The sequence below is a fragment of the Bacteroides sp. genome, assembly GCF_028690125.1.
Lineage (GTDB): Bacteria > Bacteroidota > Bacteroidia > Bacteroidales > Bacteroidaceae > Bacteroides.
In genome coordinates, this window is record NZ_JAQVBV010000014.1 from 118,953 (window position 1) to 125,829 (window position 6,877).

Annotated in this window: 4 protein-coding genes and 1 pseudogene; 1 reads left to right on the forward strand and 4 read right to left on the reverse strand. The window is 37.5% G+C overall.

Features of this window, described 5'->3' with window-relative positions:
- Positions 1–4: 4 nt before the first annotated feature.
- From PHO71_RS11235 to PHO71_RS11250, 4 genes and pseudogenes are all read right to left on the reverse strand, one after another.
- Positions 5–379 carry a DUF4374 domain-containing protein gene (locus PHO71_RS11235; RefSeq protein WP_367279895.1) on the reverse strand — a complete coding sequence of 125 codons (375 nt, stop codon included), beginning with the start codon at positions 377–379 and terminating at the stop codon, positions 5–7.
- A pseudogene (locus PHO71_RS11240) lies at positions 359–1,459 on the reverse strand (DUF4374 domain-containing protein); the annotation flags it as partial. The pseudogene PHO71_RS11240 and the gene PHO71_RS11235, both read right to left, overlap by 21 nt.
- Positions 1,446–3,752: a TonB-dependent receptor gene (locus PHO71_RS11245; protein ID WP_300203219.1), complete on the reverse strand. Its 2,307-nt coding sequence runs from the start codon at positions 3,750–3,752 to the stop codon at positions 1,446–1,448. The gene PHO71_RS11245 and the pseudogene PHO71_RS11240, both read right to left, overlap by 14 nt.
- 569 nt (positions 3,753–4,321) lie before the next feature.
- Positions 4,322–5,083, reverse strand: a complete 762-nt coding sequence (locus tag PHO71_RS11250; protein ID WP_300203221.1) for a DUF1295 domain-containing protein — start codon at positions 5,081–5,083, stop codon at positions 4,322–4,324.
- Between the two features lie 229 nt (positions 5,084–5,312).
- Between PHO71_RS11250 and PHO71_RS11255 the strand changes: the two genes are divergently transcribed.
- Positions 5,313–6,877, forward strand: a 1,565-nt coding sequence (locus PHO71_RS11255) for a LamG-like jellyroll fold domain-containing protein (RefSeq protein WP_300203223.1), incomplete at its 3' end; no start/stop codon positions are given.

The following is a 6,877-nucleotide window of genomic DNA, read 5'->3' on the forward strand; positions in this document are numbered from 1 at the left end:
AATTTTAGTTTGCGAACGTTGCATCGACAGCGGACGAGGTAATTATATTATCACCATAGTTACCATAAGAAGTAAAGCGAGTGATTGTATATTCATTCGAACGTTTCACAATGCTTCCTGAGGAATTCAACTCATAAGCAGTTGTTACGCCTTCGTTTCCTTGATTATATTGCAGACGATACAGGTATTGATCTTTATAGAAAATCCAAGCAGTTCCAGTTGCTGTTTCAAATCCATTATTTCCTCCAGGTGTTACACTTCCCTCTTCCAGACCGGATGTTTTCAATAAATAGTTTGCCGTACTATTACCTGTGGTAACAGTAGCTGAAACGACATAGCTGCTCTGAGAACCTTTAGCTAATTTACCAATAGCAGTAATGCTTGTCGCATTTACAGTCAGACCTTTAGTTGCACGATAAGTTTCAGTATCAATTTTATATATAGCCGGATATTCTACTGCTGCTCCACTTTCACTAACAGGAACTACACCTATATATGCTATCCCATCTTCAAAATACGGAGTACCGGAGAAAGAAGAAATCTTATCAGGTTCGGGTAACCCTTCTACATAATGAAATTCTCCAGTTCCACCATTAGCAGTCGCTTTAAAAACAGCCATCTTAGTAGCTCCGGTTCCTCTACTGTTCATTTCACCGGTATACATTTGCAATAAGAAATAGTCATCAGTGATATGCCAACAACGCAAAAAAGATTTTCCTCCTGAAAGAGCCTCAATATTACAATAATAATCATCAAAGCTGGTAGTTCCCGCTTTAATGCGAACAACACCTGCCGGTAAAGTTGTTTTCTGTACATCAGCTTCCATCATTCTGGCATATCCCGGTGAAAACACATAAACATCTCCATTATCCGCAGCCCAGACAGTCTGATAATACTGTGAACGCATACGCCCGCAGGCATAACTGATTTTATCTGTTTTTATCAAAGTAGGATGATTGAAACCGGCATCATTATAAATAGCTATCCATGCTTCATTCGGATATTGTGTCCATTGCAGTTCACCTTTTTCATAGCTAGAGCTACTACTACCTCCATCTTCCGTTTTAATCAATTCCGGATATTTCACCCATTTTCCATCTTCAAAGGCGGCTCCATAGATACTCAACCCCATAGGAATCGGAGCTGTATAAATCTTATTATTAGCTTCCAGAATACCGGCAAATGTTACGTACTCACCATTACCAAGGAAATTTTCTCCGCGAATAACATCTCTGTTTCGCATGATCTGTTCATTTACTTGCAAATAAGTAATGGCTACTCCCTTTTGTACGGTTTTTGTGTCACCCGTATCTATAGCACCTTCATTATCTTCACAAGAGATACACAATGCACCTGCCAATAAAACCGACGCAAAGCCCCATGTCAAAAAATTCTTCTTCATTGTTTTTGAGTATTTATAATTAATCTTTTTTATTTCCCACTGATTATCGACCTCCAAAATAAACTCTTACTTTTCCATAAAAAGCACGCCCCGCCTTTTGAAGGCTGAAATTATCGTAGAGTCTTTCATTCGTAAAATTCTTGCATTCAAAAGAGACATTATATCGTCCCTTCTTCAAGCTATATGTGATTGCCAGATTATGTGAGAACTGTGTAGGAACTATTTCTTTAGTTTCCACTGCTCCCAACACTTCGGAATAAAGTGGAAAACTGTATACGTACAGATTATCATAAGTCACAATTAGCGTATTTCCCTTTTTCCAGAGGTTACGCCAATAGAAAGAAACGTCCGAATTAGCAAAGCGATAGGGCAGGTTGGGCATACGCGCCCCATAAGTGAGGCTTTCCTGTCCCGTTTGAGTAGTTTTCACATGATCGCGTACATCCATCTGGGTAAAATTTCCACCTACACTGACCCAATGAGAGTAACTATAACGGGCAGAGATATTGTATCCTTTCGTTTCCACACTTCCATAGTTACTATATGAGCCATATGAGCGGTTACTTGTAGTCTCAATACTGCGATAAATATAATCGGAAGTATTACGATATATCAATCCTCCTTCTACATACAATCCATGCTTACCAAACTGCTGATTATAGCTCAGATTCAAATTAAGATTATCACTTTTCTCCGGTTTCAATCCAATCTTACCTAATTCTAAATCTTCGTCACCAAAAAGTTCTTCATTCGTAGGCAAACGATAGGCCTTTTCATAGGAAAGTTTTGCCTGCAAACCTGATAAAATAAAATAAGTACCGGCCACTCCGTAACCCATAGAACTCACCGTATTCTTTAGGCGCACATAATTATCGGTTCCACTGGTCGATGCAGATACGGGGCCTGCATTAAACTGATTATAAGATTTCCCAAAAACAGACAGATTCCAATGCTCTGAAGGCATCAAACGGTAAGAAAGTCCTGTGATATTTTTACGGGTTTGCTTTGCAATAGTATTGGATTCATCTACTGTTACAGAATTTTTATTCTCCCGATGAAAAGCATTCATCACATGATTCAAAGTAAAAGTATGGATAGTGCCAATATGGTAGTTAGCTGTAAATGTAGTATTCCAATTATCATTATTCGACCTTATATCCTGATACGACTGTTCGCCTTTCCGCCCCTTTTGAGATATTTTCTCTCCACGCCAATTATAACGATAAGTAGCCGTATCCACATTATTTGTAAAGTTTCTATTATAGTTCAAGGTCAATGCTACATCCAGATTTTTCACAAATACATTACGTTTGCGATATTCCAATGAAGGCATCAAAGAATTGCCTTTCCGGTATTTTTCACCGAATACAACTTTCTGAACGACTCCGGTTTGTATTTCTTTATACATACGTGAATAAGCAACACCTATCATAAAACGGTCCGCCCATTTTTTATCTACAAATCCTACTTTACCAATAACCGCTTCATTGTGATAATTATCATGAAAGCGTTTAACGCGTTCTATTTTATCCGTATTAATAGATGACCCTCCTCCTTCATAAAATTCCTCTACGGGGGTATTGACATAATAACTATTATCTGAATAATTCTGGAAAGCATTGATTTCGTAAGTAAATCCATTTTTCAATGTCTTTCCAAAATTCACATACGATTTGTGGGTATTGAAAGATGCGTAAGAGTAAGAAGCATCCAGAAACCAACTTCTACGGCTTTTATTGGTGACAATATTAATAACTCCTCCCAAAGCATCCGTTCCAAACCCCACGGGCACTACTCCCCGATATACTTCAATACGGTCGGCGAAGTTAATAGGGATATTATTCAACCCAAAAGAGCTGCCAACACCTTCTTGCGGTACACCATCAATAAACAATTTAATATGTTTACCTGTAAATCCATCTAACGAAAGAACTATATCCGATCCTACTCCCCCTGCTTCTCTAAGTTTAAGTCCGGGAACTTTCGTTAAAGCATCAGATAAGCTTTGCGTACTATTATGAAGATTCTTAGCATCAATCGCCACTGCGTTAAAAGCTGATTTATTAACTCGGCTAACTCCCGAAGTCGTTACGGTAACCTCATCCAACTCTGTTATCTGTGGTGCAATGGTTACATTTTCTTTCATTCTTTCTCCGGACTTGAGTTCTATATTCTTTTCAACTGTTGTATACCCAATAGCAGATACAACTAATGTATATTCACCTGCCGGAGCATACAAATGATAAATTCCTTTTTCATTGGTGGAACTACCATAATTTGTACCCTTCAAGTAAACAGTAGCAAAATCCACAACTTCTTTGTCGCTAGACACGACTTTACCTGAAATCATACTCCGATGACGTTCATGCTGAGAGAATGCTGATATGGAAATTAAAATTGAAAGAAAAGTTGTGAAATACCTATTAATCATCTTTTTACCCATTACTTAATATTGTTCGTAAACTTTAAAGCGATGCAAAGGTAAGGACAATTCAAGGTGTGAATCAATCCCTATCTATTGGTAAAAACAGATGAATAAAGAAGGGATATATAGATATACACAATACCTATATATATGTAATTTGGATATTTTTTTTATAAAAGGAGGAGGTTAGGACTCCTTTAGCAAGTATGTTAATAAACATTCCGTTGCTTCACAAAGTTATTTCGTTTGTATGTATAAGACAAATTTCGCGGATACTTTCAAAACTGCCGGACGAACAGTATGATTCCGTAAAGTGAAAGAGCCGACAGGATCTGGAGAAAAAAGAGACCATTACTATTCTTTCATTCTATCAGCCAAATTCCTATTAACAGAAATTTAAGCGAAATATCTGCTAAAGTATTCGATATGAGCAAGCTATTTTTTTTACAATCACAACTTCTAAATGCTTATATTGAGAGATAAACAGAAAGGAGTTAATACAAATATGGAAATACTCGTTTCCGCTGTCCCACCTTTCCACCGAATTCTTCATGGTAACGAAGCCAAATAGCATTTGCACGAGGAACAAGATTGGCAATTGTCCACCAAAAGAAAACAAGTCCTGAAAGAGAGCAGGTCAATACAGCCCAACCCAGCCATTCCACAATCTCACCAAAATAATTAGCCGAAGTAATATAGCGATACATTCCTTTCTGAGGTAAATAATGATTCGTATCTCCAGGTTTACGTAAATGACGAATTACATAATCCGCATGCCAGTTCACAAACATTCCCGTAAAGAAAAGAAGAGTACCCGCTATAAACCAGGGAGTTGCAAACCAGTCAGATTGATACATACCTTCGGGAGCAAGATAAAAGATCCATTCTCCTTGCATATAGCCATTCAACAAATTAAAAAGTATTCCCATTGACATAATAGCCAGTGGCATTTTACTTTTTCCGCTCAACAAGCATGGAAAGACAAAAGCACGCTGAAAATAGTGAGTCTGAAAAAACAGAAAGAATGTCAAAATAACCGGATCAAAACGATGTTCCGAATGTATCCACATCCAGCACATCACAATGAAAACAGGAGCTTCCATAAATACCCAAGCTAATTTATTGGAAATAGCCACTCCCCACGAATTCGTACGGAACATTCCATACCCGGCTTTTACAAAGTAGAGTGCGATAAATACAATCAAGGCAATCAGGCTCATGCCACCCAAAAAACAATAAAAAGAATCTATATTCATAGTTAGGTTATTTTTGACACGCAAATATAATAAAATCACTGCAATATGCCAGAGTTTATATGAAATAAGAAGCAAGTATTATTCTTCATATCAAGACTATCATTTTTCTTGTCAAACTTAAAACTATTAACTAACTTTGGCATCATAAATAACTCTTTGATACTAAATTTTACTACGGAACAACACAACAAGAAGTTCGATAATTTTCGAAAACAACAGTACTAATAATATGAAGAAAAGAAAAAACAAAGATCTTGTAACAAGAATACTAGTTATCATGTTAATGATATGCATCTTTTTAACGAACGAGCAAGTTTCGGCAAAAGATATAAAAGGCAATTCTCCCACTCCTTTCTTTGAATTATCTTTTGATGGAACAGATGGAAATATTGCACATAATAGCGGAAGCTCCGGAGAAAGACTAAATGCTCAGGTGAACGGAGGAACCATCACATCGGTACCGGGATTATTTAAAGGAGCATCCCAATTCAGTAATAACGGGTACTTCAAATTACCGGACGGGATAATGGAAAATATCACAAACTTCACTTTATCCGTATGGGTCTATATCAATGATCAGGTTTCTAATCAAACTGTATGCACATTTGCCAACGGAACAAAGCAATACCTCATCTTAACTACTCAAAGAGGAAATGAAGAAAATGGAGTATCGTTAGTAATGACTAAGAAACATAGCGACCAAGAAGGACACACCAACAAAGAAGAAAGAATCGCATACACCAAACAAAAAGATAAATTATCTGCAAACGCATGGCATCATCTGGCTTTTACTCTGGAAGGTAACACCGGAATACTTTATGTAGATGGAGTTAAAGCGGAAGTAAAAAATGATTTTACTACTAATCCTTCTGTATTAGGGCACACCACAGATAACTATATCGGTAAACCAACTTGGCCCGACCCATACTTCAACGGAATGATGGACGATTTCAGAATATATGACTGTGCTTTAACAGAAAAACAAATCTCGGAACTTTCTTCAGCAGCAGCCCCTTTATTAGTACAAGAGGATAAAGAGAAACTTTCATTAGGTGACTTATCAGCAGTAACTTCTAATATACTTCTTCCAGCAATAGGAGAAAGTGGAAGTAAAATCTCATGGAGTTCAAATAAGACTGAATATATAAGCAACCAAGGAACAGTTCACCGTCCGGATGCAGGGAGCGGTGATAAAAAGGTAATTCTTACAGCAACTTTACAAAAAGGAAAAGCTTTATTAAAGAAGAATTTCACAGCCACAATAAAGGATATCTCCATAGTACCCGAAGACTTAAATGTATTCTCTATGCAAACCGGTAATCCTACCGTACCAGCATATCTGGCAGATGCATCCTTTTATTATGACCCAAAGACTAATTTATTCTATGCTTATGGTACGAATGATGGAGCCGGAGGAGGCAATGTTTACCCAACACAAGTATGGTATTCGAAAGATTGCAAGACATGGAAAAACGAACCTATAACTTTCCCTAAATCGTGGACTGATTATGCAGGTACAACTGCCGTATGGGCTCCCAGTATTGAATACAATCCCGATACGCGAAAATATTATCTGATGTATAGCATTGCGTCACATACTTTTGTTGGTATGTCCGACCATCCGTTAGGACCATGGGAAGACGCAAATAGCATTGCACCCGGAAAAATGCTCTTCCAAGGATACGACGGACAGTTTTTTATAGACGATGACCATACGATGTATATCACCACAGACTCATGGCATTTTAAGATCATGAAACTAAAGTTTGATAAAGCAGGGAAAATATACATCGA

Excerpts from the sequence above, each read along its gene's own strand:
- PHO71_RS11250 (WP_300203221.1), bottom strand. The coding sequence starts at position 5,083 with ATGAATATAGATTCTTTTTATTGTTTTTTGGGTGGCATGAGCCTGATT.
- PHO71_RS11245 (WP_300203219.1), bottom strand. The coding sequence starts at position 3,752 with ATGATTTCAGGTAAAGTCGTGTCTAGCGACAAAGAAGTTGTGGATTTT.